Genomic DNA, 15,433 nt, shown 5'->3' on the forward strand with positions numbered 1-15,433 from the left:
CAGATCGGCAGAGGACGAGCCCGGTTGATCCCGTCCGGCTGCGCGGGCATTCTGACCTCATGAAACAGTATGCGCTTGCCGTAAGCCTCGCCCTTGTTGCCGTGCCCGCCGCCGCCGAAACCCGTTGCGGCTGGTTCACCAACCCGACACCCGCGAATGTCTTTCTCGAAGATGCCGATGGGGGCTGGACGCTGTCGGCGCAGGGGCGTGGCGGGGTGCCGGGGTTCGATGAGGCCTGGGCATCCGAGGGCAGCCCGCAGGAATGGGTGCAGATGCACCCGGCGGGCTATGGTTATGGCTGCGCCTGCGTGGAGGGGGATTTCGGTCCGGTGGGTAGTCAGGAGGTTCTGGACGTGCGGCGGTATTGGCATCGGCCGCTGGCGGCGTGCAATGGTGATCCGGCGCTGGAGGAGCGGGATCTGGTGCCGATGTGGGAAGGGGAATAGGGCGCGGAAGGTGGGCAAATTGCCCACCCTGCGCAGGATGTGACGGTCGGGCTTATTCAGCCAGCTTCTTCGCCACCAACTCGTTGACCGCCTTGGGGTTGGCCTTGCCGCCGGTGGCTTTCATGACCTGACCGACGAACCAGCCCGCAAGCTTGGGGTTTTCCTTGGCCTTGGCGACCTGCGCCGGATTGGCGGCGATGATCTCGTCCACCGCGGCCTCGATGGCGCCGGTGTCGGTGACCTGTTTCATGCCGCGCTCTTCCACGATCTGTTCGGGATCGCCGCCTTCGGTGAAGACGATTTCAAAGAGATCCTTGGCGATCTTGCCGGAGATGGCGTCGGACTTGATGAGCCGGATGATGCCCGCGAGCTGCGCGGGGCTGACGGGCGAGGCGGTGATGTCGAGATCGTCCTTCTTGAGGCGCCCGAAAAGCTCGTTGATGACCCAGTTGGCGGCGAGCTTGCCGTCGCCCGCCGCGCCTGCCACGGCCTCGAAATAGGCAGCGTCGGCGGTGTCGGCGGTGAGCACCGAGGCGTCGTAATCCGAGAGGCCGAAATCGGCGATGAAGCGGGCCTTTTTCTGGTCGGGCAGTTCCGGCAGGCTGGCCGCGATGTCGTCGACCCAGGCCTGTTCGATTTCCAGCGGCAGGAGGTCGGGGTCGGGGAAGTAGCGGTAATCATGCGCCTCTTCCTTCGACCGCATGGAGCGGGTTTCGTTCTTGTCGGGGTCGTAGAGCCGGGTTTCCTGGGTGACTTCGCCACCGCCCTCGACGATTTTGATCTGGCGGCGGGCCTCATACTCGATGGCGGCCTGGATGAAGCGCATGGAGTTCATGTTCTTGATCTCGCAGCGCGTGCCGAGATGGGAGAAATCGCCGGTTTCGCGGTATTTCTCATACGCCCCCGGCGTGCAGATCGAGACATTCACATCGGCGCGCAGGTTGCCGTTCTGCATATTGCCGTCGCAGGTGCCGAGATAGCGCAGGATCTGGCGCAGCTTGGTGACATAGGCGGCGGCCTCTTCGGGGCCTCTGATGTCGGGGCGGGAGACGATCTCCATCAACGCGACGCCGGTGCGGTTGAGATCGACGAAGGACATGGCCGGGTCCATGTCGTGAATGGATTTGCCCGCATCCTGTTCCAGGTGAATACGTTCGATGCGCACCAGCCGTGCTGTGCCGTCGCCCATTTCGACCAGCACTTCGCCCTCGCCCACAATGGGGTGGTAGAGCTGCGAAATCTGGTAGCCCTGCGGCAGGTCGGGATAGAAGTAGTTCTTGCGGTCGAAGGCCGAGGTCAGGTGGATTTCGGCCTTGAGCCCCAGCCCGGTGCGCACCGCCTGTGCGACGCAATATTCATTGATCACCGGCAGCATGCCGGGCATGCCCGCATCCACGAAGGCGACGTTCGAATTGGGTTCCGCCCCGAAGCGGGTGGAGGCACCGGAAAAGAGCTTGGCGTTCGAGGAGACCTGGGCATGCACCTCCATCCCGATGACGAGTTCCCAATCCTGTTTCGCGCCGGCGATGGTCTTGGGTTTCGGGGTTTCATAGGTCAGGTCGAGCATGGGGCGGTCTCCGTTTCAACGCATTGGGTTCTAGGGCAGGGGGAAGAGGGGAGCAAGGCCGTTTCGCCGCCTGCCGGCGTCGACCCGCGAGCGGCCCTCCTCAACCCCCCGCTAACGCGGGAGGCCTCGTCGGGCCGCGTTGCCACGGGAGATTGGGGAGGGCGGTGATCCGGTTCCGGCGGTGGCCTGGGCGGAGTGGGCGGAACGCCTCCGGCGGAGGTATTTGGGCCAAGATGAAAGGCAGGATCGGCGGGGCTTTGCCGGATTCGGGCGGGGATGGTTCGGGGGCTTTGCTTTGGTGCTGAGGAGGCGCAGAGACGGGCGGTCTGAAGCTTTGGATGAGTCTGGCCATGCGGCTGTCTTTCTGTACGCTCGGGTTTGCTGCCCTTGTTCTTCTGTCGGCTTGTGCCATGTCCGGCCCGGAGCCTGACCGCTTGCCCGTCACGCGCTGGGATCATCGGCCAGAGGCGGAGATGTGGACGCGTGCTTCGCTTGACATGCTGGAGGGGGACGCGGCGGCGCTGACCTCGGTTACACCGTCGGATGTGGAGGGCTGGTGCCCGGGCTACACAGAGGCGGGCGAGGCCGATCGCGCGGCCTTCTGGGTGGGGTTCGTCTCGGCCCTGGCGCGCTATGAGAGCACCTGGGAACCCGATGCCATCGGCGGCGGCGGGCGCTGGTTCGGGCTGATGCAGATCTCTCCCGCCACGGCGCGCTATCGGGGCTGCGAGGCAGGGTCGGGCGCGGCGTTGACCGATGGCGCGGCGAATCTGCGCTGTGCGCTTCGCATCATGGCCGTGACGGTGCCGCGTGACGGGGTGGTGAGCCAGGGAACGCGCGGTGTGGCCGCCGATTGGGGGCCGATGCGGCAGGATCATGTGCGGGCCGAGATGCGCGACTGGCTGCATCGGCAGAGCTATTGCCAGGGCTAGGCGCGTGTCTGCCGGGGGTGGGCCGGGGCGCATGGAAGCGGGAAGGATGTGCAAGATGCGTGGCCTGATACTCTGCCTCGTGCTTGGCCTGTCCGGCCCCGTGTGGTCACAGGAGCTGGCCCCGCTGGAGAGCCCCGCGCCGCTGCCCCGTCCCGGCTTTGCCCCGGAAACGAGCCCGGCACCCCTGCCGCGCCCGGCGCTGGCCGTTCCCCCCCTGCACTGGGACGAGATGCGCCCCGGCATGGAGGCGCCTGCGCGGCCTGCCTGGGGACCGGCGCTGTTTCGGGCGGTGCTGGCGCAGGAGGGGCTGCTAAATGTGGTGCCCGAGGATATCGAAGCCTGGTGCCCGGCCTATGCCGATGCTGGCCCCGATCAGCGGGCGGCGTTCTGGGCGGGGCTGGTTTCGGCGCTGAGCTGGTACGAGAGCACCCATCGGGCGGACGCGGTTGGAGGTGGCGGGCGCTGGTTCGGGCTGGTGCAGATCGCGCCGGCCACGGCGCGCTATCGGGGCTGTGCCGTCGGCAGCGGCGAGGCGCTGATGAACGGGGCCGCGAACCTGCGCTGCGCGGTGCGGATCATGGCGCAGAACGTGGAGCGTGATGGCGTTGTATCGCGGGGCATGCGGGGCGTGGCGGCGGAATGGGGGCCGTTTCACAGCAGCCAGCGGCGCGAAGGCATGCGCGCCTGGGTGTCGGAACAGGCCTATTGCAGCGGCTAGAGCGCGCGCACCGGGATGCCGCGATCCGTGGTTTCGCGGATCAGCGCAAGGGTGTTGCGCAGGGCCTGTTGGGGCAGCGCAATCTCTGCCCCCGAGCGCAGCACGATGACGGCGCGATCATCGGAAAGGCGCAGGTGATCGACGCGCGACAGCGGCAGGTTCTGGCGGGAAAAGCCGTTGAAGATCGAGAGGTTCCTCGCGCTGTAGCCGATGCCATAGGAGGGGCGCAGCGCGATCTGCAACACGCAAATCAGGATGCAGGGGGCCAGCAAGGCCCAGACCCAGAGCGGCGCGTCCCGTTGCGCGGCCGTGGCCAGCATCACCAGCCCCGAAACCAGCCCCATCCAGGCCAGCCCGGAGCGTTGATGTACCAGAAATGTATATCCGTTGCTCATGACGCCAGCATGACCGCGCATTCGGCCCTTTTCATGGCAAAGCCGGGGAAAGCGCGTGAAAACTCGGTCAGCCGGTCAGCATCCGCCCTGTCATCTCAGCCAGGTCGCGGCTAAGCCCGTCTGTTGCGGCGATACGGTCGAGTTGCTCGCGCATGAGGGCCTGCCGGTCGGCATCGTAGCGGCGCCAGGTCTCGAAGGCGGTGGACATGCGCGCGGCGGTCTGCGGGTTGGCCTTGTCGAGCCGGAGCAGCCAGTCGGTCAGGAAGGCATAGCCCGCGCCCGTTGGGTCGTGGAACCCTGCCGGGTTGGCAGCGGTCAGGCCACCGATGACGGAGCGGAACCTGTTGGGGTTTTTCCAATCGAAATCAGGGTGTTCCGTCAGGATCTTCGCGCGGATCACGGCCTCTTCGGGTGTGGCATGGGCAACCTGCATCATGAACCACTTGTCCATGACCAGCCGGTCGCCATGCCATTGTTCGTGGAAGCGCGCGGCGATGTCGGTGTCTCCGGCTTCCAGCAGGCAGGCGAAGGCGGCAAGCTGATCGGTCATGTTGGTGGCGGCGTCATATTGCGCACGGGCGCGAACCGGGCCTTCCAGCGGGGTCAGCAGGCGCAGGGCGGTGTTGCGCAGGGCGCGGCGGCCTGCGGGGCCTGCGTCGCTGCTGTAAGGTCCGTCCGTAACCATCTGGGTGTAAAGTATTTCCAGCGTTTCGCGGGCTGTCTCTGCGATGGCATTGGACAGCGCCTTGCGGGTGGCGTGGATCTGCGTCGGATCGGGCACGAGGCCCGCATCGACGCAGCCTTGGGCGATGTCATCCTCCGACGGCAGCGCCAGCGCCAGCGCGCGGAAGGCCGGGTCGAGCCTGTCGTCGCCCGCGACGGTGGCAAGCGCGCTGAGATAGGCCGCCTCCGGCGCGGTGCCGTCGCGCAGCATGGCCATCAGCGTTTCACGGCTGAGCGAGCGGCCCGCCTCCCATTTAGTGAACGGGTCGGTGTCATGGGCCAGCAGCAGGGCGCGGTCGGCAAAACTGGGGGTGTGATCGAGGATCACGGGGGCGGAGAAGCCGCGCAGGAGCGAGGGCACCGGGCGTGACGGAAGATTGTGGAACTGGAAGGCCTGGCGCGGTTCGGTCACTTCCAGAACGCGGGTGGGTTCCAGTTCGGTCCCGTCCTCGGCGATCAGGCCCATGGCCACGGGGATCACCAGCGGGAGCTTATCGGGCTGGCCGGGGGTTGGCTTTGTTTCCTGCGTGAATTCAATCCGGTATGTGCCGTTCTTGAAGTCATCCGTGACGCTCAGCCGGGGCGTGCCAGCCTGCGAATACCAGCGCTTGAACTGACCAAGGTCGCGGCCCGTGGCATCCTCGAAGACCTGTAGCCAATCCTCGATCGTGGCGGCCTCGCCGTCATGGCGGGTGAAGTAGAGGTCGAGCGCCTTGTAATAGGCCGCGTCGCCTACCAGCCGTTTCAGCATCCCGATCACCTCGGCGCCTTTTTCGTAGACGGTGGCGGTGTAGAAATTGTTGATCTCGACGAAGCTTTCAGGCCGCACCGGATGCGCCAATGGCCCCGCATCCTCTCGGAACTGGCGGGCGCGCAGGGACAGCACGTCGTCGATGCGCTTCACCGCATGGCCGCGCATGTCGCCGGAAAACTGCTGGTCGCGGAAGACGGTCAGCCCTTCCTTGAGGCAGAGCTGGAACCAGTCGCGGCAGGTGATGCGGTTGCCGGTCCAGTTGTGGAAATACTCATGCGCGATGATGCCCTCGATGAACTCGTAATCGCGGTCGGTGGCGGTTTCGGGGCTTGCGAGTACGTATTTGGAGTTGAAGACATTCAAGCCCTTGTTTTCCATCGCGCCCATGTTGAAATCATCGACGGCCACGATGTTGAACACGTCGAGATCGTATTCGCGCCCGTAAACCTGTTCGTCCCATGTCATCGAGCGTTTCAAAGCGCCCATGGCGTAGTGGGTCTTGTCCTCATCCCCGCGCCGCACCCAGATATTGAGCGCCACGGGGCGGCCCGACATGGTGACGAAATGATCGGAATAGGCCACCAGATCGCCCGCGACGAGGGCAAACAGGTAAGCGGGCTTGGGCCATGGGTCGTGCCATTCGGCAACCGGCCCGTGCCGGTCCACCGGGTTGCCGTTCGACAGCAGCACCGGCATCGGCGAATGGATGCGCACGGTGAAGGGGGCCATGACGTCGGGCCGGTCGGGGTAATAGGTGATCTTGCGAAAGCCCTCGGCCTCGCACTGGGTGCAATACATGCCGCCCGACATGTAGAGCCCTTCGAGGGCGGTGTTGTCGGCTGGGGCGATCTCCACCTCCGCCTCCCACAGAAAGCCGTCGTCCGGCAGCCGGTCGGCGGGCACAGTCAGCGCCGTTTCGGTCAGTTGGTATTCGTTTTCCGAGAGCGACTCGCCGTCGATCGCGGCGGAGATCAGCGTCAGCTTTTCGCCGTCAAGGTGCAGGTCGCCCCGCGGCACTGCCGGGTTTCGGGTGAAACGCACGCGGGACCGGACGCGCGTCGCCTTGGGATCGAGGGTAAAATCGAGCTCCACCAGGTCGATCAGCCAGTTGGGCGGGGTGTAATCGGCAAGGTGAATGGCCTGCGGGGCGGCGTCGCGCATATTTGAACTCCTGTTCGTCTGGCGACAGGGTTTCGCATGCGGCGGGCAGGCGCAAGGGGGATGCTGACAGAATGCTGTCAGCAGGGCTGTGACAGACAGGGTGCAGCAGATAATCTCATGTGAAAGGATACCGAGATGAGCTTTGCCCCTACCCATACCACTGTCTGGATCGAGATCCCGGTCAGCGACCTGAGCGCTGCGGTTGCGTTTTATGGCACGGTCACGGGCCTGACCCTGAACCGCGAACAGATGGGCCCGAATGAAACCGCGATTTTCCAGGCCGCCGAGTTTGCGACCGGGGTGGCGGGCCATCTCTATGAAGGCAAACCCGCAGGCGATGGCACTGGCCCAACCGTGCATCTGGCCGCCGAAGGCACGCTGGAAGAGGCGATGGACCGGGTCACCGCCGCCGGCGGCAAGGTGATTTCGCCTGCCATCGAAATCCCGGCGGGCCGCTTCTTCTATGCCACTGATCCCGATGGCAATTCCATCGGCCTTTTTGAGGCTGCCTGACCCATGCGCCGTGCCGACCGTCTGTTCCAGATCGTGCAATATCTGCGGGGCGGGCGGCTGGTGACGGCGCAGACCCTGGCCGAGCGGCTGGAGGTCTCGACCCGGACGATCTACCGGGACATTGCGGACCTTCAGTCGACCGGCGTGCCGATAGATGGCGAGGCCGGGGTGGGCTATGTGATGGAGGAGGGGTACGACCTGCCGCCGCTCATGTTCACCCGCGAGGAGGTGACGGCGCTGGTGGCTGGGGCCCGGCTGATCCGGGCCTTCGGTGGCGCCGGAATGGCGCGCGCGGCAGAGGAGGCGCTGGTCAAGATCGGCGCCGTTCTGCCGGATGAGGCGCGGCACAAGGCCGGGCAGGTGCAGGTCCATGCCATTGGCTGGCGCATGTCCGACGACTTGCGGGCACTGATCGACCGGTTGGAAGGGGCGGTGGACCGGTCCACCCGCCTGTCCTTCGCCTATACCGACCAGCATGGGGCCGCAACGCGCCGGACCGTGCGGCCTTTGGGGCTGTGGTTCTGGGGGGCAAGCTGGACCCTGGTGGGCTGGTGCGAGCTGCGCGATGATTTCCGCATGTTCCGGCTCGATCGCATGGACGCGCTGGAAGACGGCCTTAGCTTCAAGCCCGAGCGCGGAAAGCGGTTGCAGGATTTCTATCGCATGATGGAGGCGCGCGGCGACCGGCCCTGAGACCCCTTCCGCAGATGTTCACTTTATGTTCCAATTGGCGGCATGGGCACGATTCTCTGGTTCAAGCGGGATTTGCGGGTGCAGGATAACCCGGCACTGGCGGCGGCGGTCGGCAGGGGCCTCGTTCTGCCGCTTTATATCGTGGAACCGGACTATTGGGCGCTGCCCGACAGTTCCGCCCGGCAATGGCGTTTCGTGGCCGAAAGCCTTGAAGGCCTGCGGGCCGATCTGGCGCGATTGGGGGCGCCCCTGCTGGTGCGGATGGGCGATGCGGTGGAGGTTCTGGATGGCCTGCGCGCGGCCCATGGCGTGACGCGGCTGGTCAGTCACGAGGAGACCGGCAATCTGTGGACCTTTGCCCGCGACCGGCGGGTTGCCGCGTGGGCGCAGGCGCAGGGCGTGGTCTGGCAGGAACTGCCACAGCCCGGCATCACCCGCGGGCTGAGCCATCGGCGCGGCTGGCAGGGGCGGCGGGACAAGGCGATGCGCGGGGCGCTGGTCGCGATGCCGGAGGGGTTGGAACCACATGGGCTCGAGCACGGGGCCATTCCCGACGCGGCGGATCTGGGGTTGCGGTTCGACCCCTGTCCGGGGCGGCAGAAGGGCGGGCGCAGGCGCGGGCTTGACCTGATGGACAGCTTTCTGGATCGCCGCGCGGTCGGTTACCTGCGGGGCATGTCTTCACCCGTGACCGCGCCCGAGGCCTGTTCGCGCCTGTCACCGCATTTGGCCTTCGGCACGCTGTCCCCGCGCGAGGTGGTGCAGGCGCTGGAGGTGCGGCGGCGGCAGGTCGATGCGCCGAGACGGGCGCTGAAGGGGTTTTCCTCCCGCATGGCCTGGCGCGACCACTTCATGCAGAAACTGGAAAGCCAGCCCGATATCGAGACCCATTGCCTGCATCCCTTCTATGAAAACCTACGCCCTCGCACGCCCGATGCAGTGCGGCTGGAGGCCTGGCAATCCGGCGAAACCGGGCTGCCCTTCGTCGATGCCTGTATGCGGCAGCTGATCCATACCGGCTGGATCAATTTCCGCATGCGCGCGATGCTGATGGCGGTGGCGAGCTATCACCTGTGGCTCGGCTGGCGGATGACGGGGATGCATCTGGCGCGGCTTTTCACCGATTACGAGCCGGGCATTCACTGGCCGCAGGCGCAGATGCAATCGGGCACGACCGGCATGAACACGCCGCGCATCTATAACCCGGTGAAACAGGGGCTGGATCAGGACCCGGACGGGCGGTTCGTGCGCCAATGGGTGCCGGAACTGCGGCCCGTTCCCGATGCCCATTTGCACGCACCGTGGGACTGGGGCGGGGCCGGACGGTTCCTCGGGCGGGCCTATCCGGCGCCGGTGGTCGATCCGGTCAGGGCGGCGCGGGCGGCGCGGGCGCAGGTCTGGGCTGTGCGCGGCGAGCCGGGATTCCGCGACACGCGCGATACGCTGCTGGCCCGTCACGCCACGCCGCGCCCACCCAGGCCGAAACGGCAGGAGGACAGCGCGCGGCAACTGTCTTTGCCAATTTGAAAGTGTTTTTGGTTCGGAATTCTGACCGCGCTTGTTGCCCATAGGAAACTTTCGCACTAGGTCAGGGTCAACGGCATGCAACCGCATACGCAGCGATTTGATCAAGAGGGGCAGGGCCATGACTGCGCGCAGCGACAAACACGGACTTCAGGTGGATGACCGCCTTGTGGACTTCATCGAATCCCGCGCATTGCCCGGAACGGGTATCTCGGCAGAGGAGTTCTGGGCCGGGCTGAGCGGACTTGTGCACGATCTGGGGCCGAAGAACCGGGCCCTGCTGGAAAAGCGCGAGGAGATTCAGGCGCAGGTCGATGCCTGGCATATTGACCGGCGCGGGCAGGCCCATGACGCGGCGGCCTATACCGCTTTCCTTAAGGAGATCGGCTATCTGGTGCCCGAAGGCCCGGATTTCACGCTGGAAACCGGCCCAACCGACCCCGAAATCGCCCATGTGCCCGGTCCGCAACTGGTGGTGCCGATCATGAATGCGCGCTTTGCGCTCAATGCGGCGAATGCCCGGTGGGGCAGTCTCTACGATGCGCTCTATGGCACCGATGCCTTGGGCGACCTGCCTGCTGGCAAGAGTTATGACCCCGAGCGCGGCGCGCGGGTGATTGCCTGGGCCAAGGATTTTCTCGACGGGGCCGTGCCGGTCGAGGGGGGCTGGTCCTCCGTGACCGATATGGGCGCGCTGATCGCGCATCCGCAATACGTCGGGAGCTCCGAAGGTGGGTCAGAATACCTGTTCAAGAACAATGGCCTGCACATCATTGTCAAAGTAGATGCCAGCAGCCCGATCGGCGCATCCGACCCGGCTGGGATCGCCGATGTGATCCTTGAATCCGCCATGTCCACCATCATGGATTGCGAAGATTCCGTCGCCGCCGTCGATGCCGAGGACAAGGTGCTGGCCTATTCCAACTGGCTCGGCTTGATGAAAGGCGACCTGACCGAAGAGGTCAGCAAGGGTGGCAAGACTTTCACCCGCGCGCTCAATCCCGACCGCCAGTTCGTGACATCCTCGGGCGAGGCGCTGACCCTCAAGGGCCGCTCACTGATGCTGGTCCGCAACGTGGGCCACCTGATGACCAACCCCGCGATCCTCGACCGCGACGGGCTGGAAATCGGCGAGGGGCTGATGGACGCGATGGTGACCACGCTCATCGCCATGCATGACCTTGGCAAAGCCGGCGGCAATTCCGTCACCGGCTCGGTCTACGTGGTGAAGCCCAAGATGCACGGGCCGGAAGAGGTGGCGTTCGCGGACGAGATCTTCACCCGCGTCGAGGCCGCTTTGGGCCTGCCGCAATACACCGTCAAACTGGGGATCATGGACGAGGAGCGGCGCACCTCGGTCAACCTCAGGGAATGCATCCGGGCCGCGAAACATCGGGTGGCCTTCATCAACACGGGCTTCCTCGACCGCACCGGCGACGAGATCCACACCAGCATGGAAGCGGGGCCGATGCTGCCCAAGGGCGAGATGAAATCGACCCCCTGGATCGCGTCCTACGAAGATCGGAACGTCGATATCGGGCTGGCTTGCGGGCTGCAGGGCAAGGCACAGATCGGCAAGGGCATGTGGGCGATGCCCGACAGGATGCACGCGATGCTGGAGGCCAAGATCGGCCATCCGCAATCGGGCGCGAACTGTGCCTGGGTGCCGTCGCCCACGGCGGCCACGCTGCACGCCACCCATTACCACAAGGTCGATGTGCTGGCGCGTCAGGAGGAGATCAAGGCCGGTGGCGCGCGGGGCACGCTGGCGGACCTGCTGACCATCCCGGTGATGGAGGGGCGGAACCTCTCTGACGACGAGGTCGGCCAGGAGATTGAGAACAACGCGCAAGGCATTCTCGGCTATGTGGTCCGGTGGGTCGATCAGGGCGTCGGCTGTTCCAAGGTGCCGGATATTCATGACGTGGGCCTGATGGAGGACCGCGCGACCTGCCGGATTTCCAGCCAGGCGCTGGCCAACTGGCTGCATCATGGGATCGTCAGCGAGGCCCGCGTGATGGAGGCGATGAAGAAGATGGCCGAGGTGGTGGACCGCCAGAACGCGGGCGATCCGGCCTATCGGCCGATGGCGCCGGGGTTTGACGGGGTGGCGTTCAAAGCGGCCTGCGATCTGGTGTTCGAGGGGCGGGCGCAGCCTTCGGGCTATACGGAGCCGGTGCTGCACCGGCGCCGGTTGGAACTGAAGGCCTCTGCCTGAACGAGGCGCCCTTGGGCGGCTCAGGGGTTTTGAGTATTTTTGCCAAGAAGAAGGCGCATCCGGGGATCCCCTGACGGGGGCGGGCGCGCCGTTAACCTTAATGAGGCGTGGACATGATCACTCTGGACCAGGCGAAGACGATGGTACGCGTGGCGCGCGAAAAGGGCCGCGAGCTGGGGCTGAAGCCCCTGTCGGTGACGGTGCTGGATGCGGGCGGGCATCTGCTGGCGTTTGAGCGTGAGGATGGGGCCAGTCCGGGCCGGTTCGAGATCGCGCGCGGCAAGGCCTATGGCGCGGTGATGCTGGGCATGCCCGGCAGCGCGCAGATGGCGCGGGCCGAGGACCAGGCCTATTTCATGGCGGCGATGAACGGTGCCTTCGGTGGCAAGGTGGTGCCGGTTCCGGGCGGTGTGCTGGTCAAGGACGCATCGGGCGCCGTGATCGGGGCCGTGGGCGTGACGGGCGACACGTCCGACAACGACGCCAAGGCGGCGGTGGCTGGCATCATCGCGGCGGGGCTTAGCCCGGTTGCATGAGCGCCCAATTCGCAGGCAGCGCACAGTCTGCAGGTCGGTTGTGCGCTGACGCCGCTTTCCTCGCCGCGCGCGGCGGCGTATATGCTTGGGAAAGCGCTGAAATCAGAGGGCATCCATGCGGCGACCGGTCATCGGCATCATCGGCAACCATCACCTGATCAACGATCAGTACCCGACCCATGCGGGCGGCACGATGAATTCCGAGGCGATTGCCGAGGTCTGTGATTGTGTGCCGCTGCTGATCCCCGCCGATCCGCGCTATGCCGCGACGGGTGAATTGCTGGAGATTTTCGACGGGTTTCTCTTTACCGGCGGGCGGCCCAATGTCCACCCGGAGGAATATGGCGAGGACCCGACCGAGGCGCATGGGGCCTTCGACCGCTGCCGCGATGCGGTCAGCCTGCCTCTGATCCGGGCCTGTGTCGATCGGGGGCAGCCCATTCTGGGGGTCTGTCGCGGCTTTCAGGAGGTGAACGTGGCCATGGGCGGCACGCTCTACCCCGAGATTCGCGATCTGCCGGGGCGCATGAACCACCGGATGCCGCCCGATGGCACGCTGGAGGAGAAATTTGCCCTGCGCCACACGGTCAGCTTCACGGAAGGCGGCCCGTTCCACCGGTTGATGGGCGCGCGTGAGGTGATGACCAACACCCTGCACGGGCAGGGCATCAAACGCCCCGGCGCGCGGGTGGTGATCGACGGGCAGGCCGAGGATGGGACGCCCGAAGCGATCTATATCGCGGACGCGCCCGGATTTACCCTGTCGGTTCAGTGGCACCCGGAATATCGGGCCGCCGAAGACCCGGTCTCCCGGCCCTTGTTCGAGGCGTTCGGGCGGGCGGCACGGGCCTGGGCCGATGGCCGGCGCACGGTGCCGGTCAAGGGCGTGGCCTGAGCCGCGTCAGGTCGATTTCGGGCCGCGCAACTCCTTGATGTGACCGCGAATAGACCGCCATTTCTGCGCTTCCTCGACATTCCCGGCGTTTTCTTCCGCCAGTGCTTTCTGTGCTGCCTCCGCCTCGGCCTTGTCGCCATGGGCATTGTAGAGCGCATGGGCATATTGGATCAGATCGCTGGTTCCCATTCCGGTATCCTCCTTGGGTCAAGGGACTTTCAGGGTGGGGGGCCATGATGATCCCTGCGGCGCGTCCCGGTCAAGTGCGCGCTACTCCTCGTCCTCGATCAGGCGGATTTCGCCGCTATCGGCGAGGTCGCGGATGGCGGTGACCAGCTCTGCCATTGCGGCCTCGCCCTCGGCCCCGCGCACCTTGCCGCGCGCCTCTGCATCGTCGCGCAGCTGTTCGGCCATGCGTTTGGACATGTTTTCCAGCAGAAACTCGACGGCCACCGGCGCGGCCTCCATCGCGGCGGCAAGCGCCACGGTGGTGGTTTCCGCATCCAGCGCCCGCATGACCTTGGGCACGTCTTTCTGGTCCAGCCGCTTGGGGATGTGCTCGAAGGTGAAGATCGCCTTGCGCACCAGCCCGGCGAAATCCGCATCCGCCCCGTCGAGACCTTCCAGCACTTTGTCGCGGGTAGCCGCAGCGGCGGCGTTCAGGATCGCGCCGACGCGGTCCGCCGGGGCGCTGGCAAAGGCGGGGGTCGGTTGCGCCTGCAACTGGTCCAGCAGGGACCGCCCGACGCGGGCAATGGTGTCTTGCCCGATGGTGGAGGTCAGGGCGACCGCATGGGCGACCACATGGCCCCGATCCTCCGGCAGGTCAGACAGCAGCGCAGCGGCCTTGGCGACCGGCAGCTTGGACAGCAGGATGGCGCAGATCTCGGCGCTTTCGCGGGCCAGGATGGGTTTCAGCCGGTCCGGGTCAGTCGCGGCGATCCGGCGCCAGGGATCGGGCGGGCCGTCACCCTCTGCCAGTTCCGCGATCCGCTCGCGCGCCTCTTCCGACAGGTGGTCGCGCACCATGTCGAGCGCGCCTGCGACGCTGCCGGGAAAAGTCAGGCCAAGCTTGTCGAGCGCATGGGCGAATTCGCGCGCCACGGCAGAGAGCGTGTCCCGGTCCACCGGACCGAGCCCGGCCAGACGCCGCACCAGCGCCTCCTGCTGGCGCAGCGAGAGGCCCGTCAGCCGGGGCATCGCCCCTTCGGACAGAAGCAGCCGCACGATGACCGCTGCCTTGTCGGCATTCGACATCCGCAATGGCGGCGCAGGCGCGTCTACAAGTCGTTCCGTCAATTGCATGGTCTGCCCCACATCTGTTGTCACTCACCCGTCAGGCAGGATCGGAGAACAGGGGTTAAGGGCCGGTAACCCGCCACGGGGAAAACGCGGCAGGTTTTGCTAAAAATGGGACCGTTACAGACCCGCGTCTTCGGGCGCACCGATCATCAGGTTGAGGTTCTGCACGGCGGTGCCGGACGCCCCCTTACCCAGATTGTCGAGCGTGGCGGTGACGGTCATGATCCCGGTCTCGTCACTGCCGTGAACCGAGATTTCCATCCGGTTCGTACCGTTCATCGCCCGCGCATCCAGACGTGCGGGGGCAGGGACGATATCGACGAAGCGGGCAGAGGCGTAGAAGGCGCGGAACGCTTCCTCCAGCGCGGCCATATCAGGCGCGCCCGCCATCGCGTCACGATGCAGATGCAGTTGCACGATCATACCTTGCGCGTAATTGCCCACGGCGGGCTGGAAGGCGGGCTGCCGGGTCAGGCGGCCATAGCGCATGATTTCGGGCACATGTTTGTGGCTCTGGCCCGTGGCATAGAGGAAATAGGCAGGGGCGGTGCCCGCGTCATATTCCGCGATCAGCGCCTTGCCGCCGCCGGTATAGCCCGAGGTGCCGGTCAGCACGAGCGCATCGGTTTCGGACAGGAGGCCCGCATCCCGCAGGGGCCGGATCAGCGCGATCGACCCGGTGGCGTAGCAGCCCACATTGGCGACGCGGGAGGCGCCCGCGATGGCCTTTGCTTGGCCAGGCAGTTCGGGCATGCCGTAAACCCAGTCCTCGGCCACCCGATGCGCGGTCGAGGCGTCGATGATCCGGCAGTCACCGGCCAGCGAAACGGCCTCGATGGCGGCGGCATCGGGCAGGCACAGGATCGCCACGTCGGCCTCGGCAAAGGCCTCGGCGCGGGCGTCGGCATCCTTTCGGCGCTCATGCTCCACCTGGACAAGCGTGATATCCGCCCGGCCCTGAAGCCGTTCGAGAATCTGCAGGCCGGTCGTGCCGGCCTCACCGTCGATGAAGACCTTCGCCGTCATGGGCTGTTCCTTTGTGGTCAAGTGGTGGTG

15 protein-coding genes are annotated in these 15,433 nt (G+C 66.0%); 9 read left to right on the forward strand and 6 right to left on the reverse strand.

Translation table 11 applies throughout. From position 1 onward, the window contains the following. Positions 1-59: 59 nt before the first annotated feature. Positions 60-446 (forward strand): DUF4087 domain-containing protein, encoded by a 387-nt coding sequence (locus tag RBB16_RS15500; RefSeq protein WP_306047023.1) that lies wholly within the window; start codon positions 60-62, stop codon positions 444-446. A 52-nt stretch (positions 447-498) separates the two neighbouring features. Here RBB16_RS15500 and gatB read toward each other — a convergent pair whose 3' ends face one another. Continuing rightward, positions 499-2,013, reverse strand: coding sequence for an Asp-tRNA(Asn)/Glu-tRNA(Gln) amidotransferase subunit GatB (gene gatB, locus RBB16_RS15505; protein ID WP_306047024.1), 1,515 nt, complete (start codon positions 2,011-2,013; stop codon positions 499-501). 338 nt (positions 2,014-2,351) lie between these two features. On the opposite strand from gatB, the gene RBB16_RS15510 reads away from it, so the two are divergent. Both RBB16_RS15510 and RBB16_RS15515 read left to right on the forward strand, forming a co-directional pair. After that, positions 2,352-2,945: a transglycosylase SLT domain-containing protein gene (locus tag RBB16_RS15510; protein ID WP_306047025.1), complete on the forward strand. Its 594-nt coding sequence runs from the start codon at positions 2,352-2,354 to the stop codon at positions 2,943-2,945. 55 nt (positions 2,946-3,000) lie between these two features. Further along, positions 3,001-3,663, forward strand: coding sequence for a lytic transglycosylase (locus RBB16_RS15515; protein ID WP_306047026.1), 663 nt, complete (start codon positions 3,001-3,003; stop codon positions 3,661-3,663). Here RBB16_RS15515 and RBB16_RS15520 read toward each other — a convergent pair. Beyond that, on the reverse strand, positions 3,660-4,058 hold the full coding sequence (locus RBB16_RS15520) for a hypothetical protein (protein WP_306047027.1): 399 nt from the start codon (positions 4,056-4,058) through the stop codon (positions 3,660-3,662). The two genes, RBB16_RS15515 and RBB16_RS15520, sit on opposite strands and share 4 nt — an antisense overlap. 67 nt (positions 4,059-4,125) lie before the next feature. Beyond that, complete coding sequence (gene pepN / locus RBB16_RS15525; RefSeq protein ID WP_306047028.1) at positions 4,126-6,696, reverse strand: aminopeptidase N; 2,571 nt, start codon at positions 6,694-6,696, stop codon at positions 4,126-4,128. Between the two features lie 135 nt (positions 6,697-6,831). Between pepN and RBB16_RS15530 the strand changes: the two genes are divergently transcribed. The 6 genes from RBB16_RS15530 to RBB16_RS15555 all read left to right on the forward strand — a co-directional run bounded on the left by RBB16_RS15530 (position 6,832) and on the right by RBB16_RS15555 (position 13,075). Continuing rightward, positions 6,832-7,209: a VOC family protein gene (locus RBB16_RS15530; RefSeq protein WP_306047029.1), complete on the forward strand. Its 378-nt coding sequence runs from the start codon at positions 6,832-6,834 to the stop codon at positions 7,207-7,209. Between the two features lie 3 nt (positions 7,210-7,212). After that, complete coding sequence (locus RBB16_RS15535) at positions 7,213-7,902, forward strand: YafY family protein (RefSeq protein WP_306047030.1); 690 nt, start codon at positions 7,213-7,215, stop codon at positions 7,900-7,902. A 42-nt stretch (positions 7,903-7,944) separates the two neighbouring features. Beyond that, the gene (locus RBB16_RS15540) at positions 7,945-9,429 is read left to right on the forward strand and encodes an FAD-binding domain-containing protein (protein WP_306047031.1); all 1,485 of its coding nucleotides are present in this window, start codon (positions 7,945-7,947) and stop codon (positions 9,427-9,429) included. A gap of 118 nt (positions 9,430-9,547) precedes the next feature. Further along, complete coding sequence (locus tag RBB16_RS15545; RefSeq protein ID WP_306047032.1) at positions 9,548-11,644, forward strand: malate synthase G; 2,097 nt, start codon at positions 9,548-9,550, stop codon at positions 11,642-11,644. A 113-nt stretch (positions 11,645-11,757) separates the two neighbouring features. Continuing rightward, on the forward strand, positions 11,758-12,180 hold the full coding sequence (locus RBB16_RS15550) for a heme-binding protein (protein ID WP_306047033.1): 423 nt from the start codon (positions 11,758-11,760) through the stop codon (positions 12,178-12,180). Positions 12,181-12,295: 115 nt separating this feature from the next. Beyond that, complete coding sequence (locus tag RBB16_RS15555; RefSeq protein ID WP_306047034.1) at positions 12,296-13,075, forward strand: gamma-glutamyl-gamma-aminobutyrate hydrolase family protein; 780 nt, start codon at positions 12,296-12,298, stop codon at positions 13,073-13,075. Between the two features lie 6 nt (positions 13,076-13,081). On the opposite strand, the gene RBB16_RS15560 is transcribed toward RBB16_RS15555, so the two are convergent. The 3 genes from RBB16_RS15560 to argC form a co-directional block, all read right to left on the reverse strand. Continuing rightward, positions 13,082-13,264 carry a hypothetical protein gene (locus tag RBB16_RS15560; protein ID WP_306047035.1) on the reverse strand — a complete coding sequence of 61 codons (183 nt, stop codon included), beginning with the start codon at positions 13,262-13,264 and terminating at the stop codon, positions 13,082-13,084. 81 nt (positions 13,265-13,345) lie between these two features. Continuing rightward, entirely contained in the window at positions 13,346-14,404 is a 1,059-nt protein-coding gene (locus RBB16_RS15565; protein WP_306047036.1) for a FliG C-terminal domain-containing protein, read from the reverse strand. Between the two features lie 90 nt (positions 14,405-14,494). Then, positions 14,495-15,403, reverse strand: coding sequence for an N-acetyl-gamma-glutamyl-phosphate reductase (argC, locus tag RBB16_RS15570; RefSeq protein ID WP_306047037.1), 909 nt, complete (start codon positions 15,401-15,403; stop codon positions 14,495-14,497). Positions 15,404-15,433 lie beyond the last annotated feature (30 nt).

This window comes from Nioella sp. MMSF_3534 (assembly GCF_030732985.1).
Lineage (GTDB): Bacteria > Pseudomonadota > Alphaproteobacteria > Rhodobacterales > Rhodobacteraceae > Nioella.